Origin of the sequence: Sphingobium sp. PNB (genome assembly GCF_019873065.1) — a bacterium.
Lineage (GTDB): Bacteria > Pseudomonadota > Alphaproteobacteria > Sphingomonadales > Sphingomonadaceae > Sphingobium > Sphingobium fuliginis.
The window spans coordinates 1-1590 of the sequence record NZ_JAINEZ010000205.1 but is presented as its reverse complement, the minus strand read 5'-3'; the positions used below and the strand labels follow the sequence as shown (position 1 = coordinate 1590).

2 tRNA genes and 2 rRNA genes are annotated in these 1590 nt (G+C 54.4%); all 4 read right to left on the bottom strand.

The features are described 5' to 3' along the window. Positions 1-775: ribosomal RNA gene (locus K7W03_RS27405) — 23S ribosomal RNA — on the bottom strand; the annotation flags it as partial. Positions 776-1106: 331 nt separating this feature from the next. Further along, a tRNA-Ala gene (locus K7W03_RS27400) sits at positions 1107-1182 on the bottom strand. A gap of 11 nt (positions 1183-1193) precedes the next feature. Continuing rightward, positions 1194-1270: transfer RNA gene (locus tag K7W03_RS27395), tRNA-Ile, on the bottom strand. Between the two features lie 264 nt (positions 1271-1534). After that, positions 1535-1590, bottom strand: a 16S ribosomal RNA gene (locus K7W03_RS27390); the annotation flags it as partial.

The following is a 1590-nucleotide window of genomic DNA, read 5'->3' as shown; positions in this document are numbered from 1 at the left end:
GGTTCGGCCCTCCAGTGCGTGTTACCGCACCTTCAGCCTGGTCATGCCTAGATCGCCGGGTTTCGGGTCTAATGCATCGAACTCATGGTCGCCCTGTTCAGACTCGCTTTCGCTGCGCCTACACCTAACGGCTTAAGCTTGCTCGATACACTAAGTCACAGACCCATTATGCAAGAGGTACGCGGTCAGGTCTCAAGGACCCTCCCACTGCTTGTAGGCATCCGGTTTCAGGTACTGTTTCACTCCCCTCATCGGGGTGCTTTTCACCTTTCCCTCACGGTACTGGTTCGCTATCGGTCATGTACGAGTATTTAGGCTTGGAGGGTGGTCCCCCCATGTTCAGACAGAGTTTCACGTGCTCCGCCCTACTCAAGTCCTGATGTTTCGTTTTCACATACGGGGCTGTCACCCGCTATGGCGCCACTTTCCAGAGGCTTCTGTTAACTAAACACCAGGCGCTGGCCTGGTCCGCGTTCGCTCGCCACTACTAACGGAATCTCGGTTGATGTCTTTTCCTCCGGGTACTGAGATGTTTCAGTTCTCCGGGTTCGCTTCACCAAAGCCTATTTTATTCAGCTTAGTGATACCTCTCCCATTTAACGCTGTGCCCGATCGCTCGGGTGCAGCCTTAAATGGTGAAGGTGGGTTGTCCCATTCGGAAATCGCGGGATCAAAGCTTGCTCACAGCTCCCCCACGCTTATCGCAGCGTGCCACGTCCTTCATCGCCTGTACATGCCAAGGCATTCACCAGATGCCCTTACCTCACGCTTGAGAGTCCACACCACCAATGACAGCACTGGAGATAGCACTGCATCAGCTTGTATTCGGTGTGGTGATTTAACTCAGCCAGATAATCATTTGTGTACGACACCGCTCAGCCTCTTGGTCCGAAAACCGCAAAACCGAACCATGTCGCCACGGCATCGATTAAAAAACCCATTCACAATGTCAAAGAGAGAACCGCTCAACGAGCGTCCTCATAATTGCTGGCAAGCCAGCAAAACCGCTACTCTTCATCCCTAGAGAAAGTTCTGAGCTGCTCCGCGCTACAGCGCTACGCAAATGCGAAGTTCACACCGTTCTTCACGACATAAACCTCAAGCAATGGTGGAGCTTATCGGGATCGAACCGATGACCTGATGCTTGCAAAGCAACCGCTCTCCCAGCTGAGCTAAAGCCCCTCACCAAATGCTGGTGGGCCGGGGAGGAGTTGAACCTCCGACCTCACGCTTATCAGGCGTGCGCTCTAACCACCTGAGCTACCGGCCCGTTGTTTGATTGGCCTCAGGCGCCGGCGTCGACATCCGTCGACTTGGCTATCCTCGCATAAGCTCGGGCGGCCGTTCGGCCTTGCGGACCCTGCGGGTCCGTTCCCAAGCAATGCCAACAAACGAAGGCCTGCTCAATATCAGCACAACGTTTCCGTTGCGCTAATCTCTAGTGATGAAGGGACATGAGGACGGCGGCGATGTTCTTTGGAAATGACGAAGCTCTTCCTGTGTCCAGCACAGGCGCTTTCGTCACGATCCTTAGAAAGGAGGTGATCCAGCCGCAGGTTCCCCTACGGCTACCTTGTTACGACTTCACCC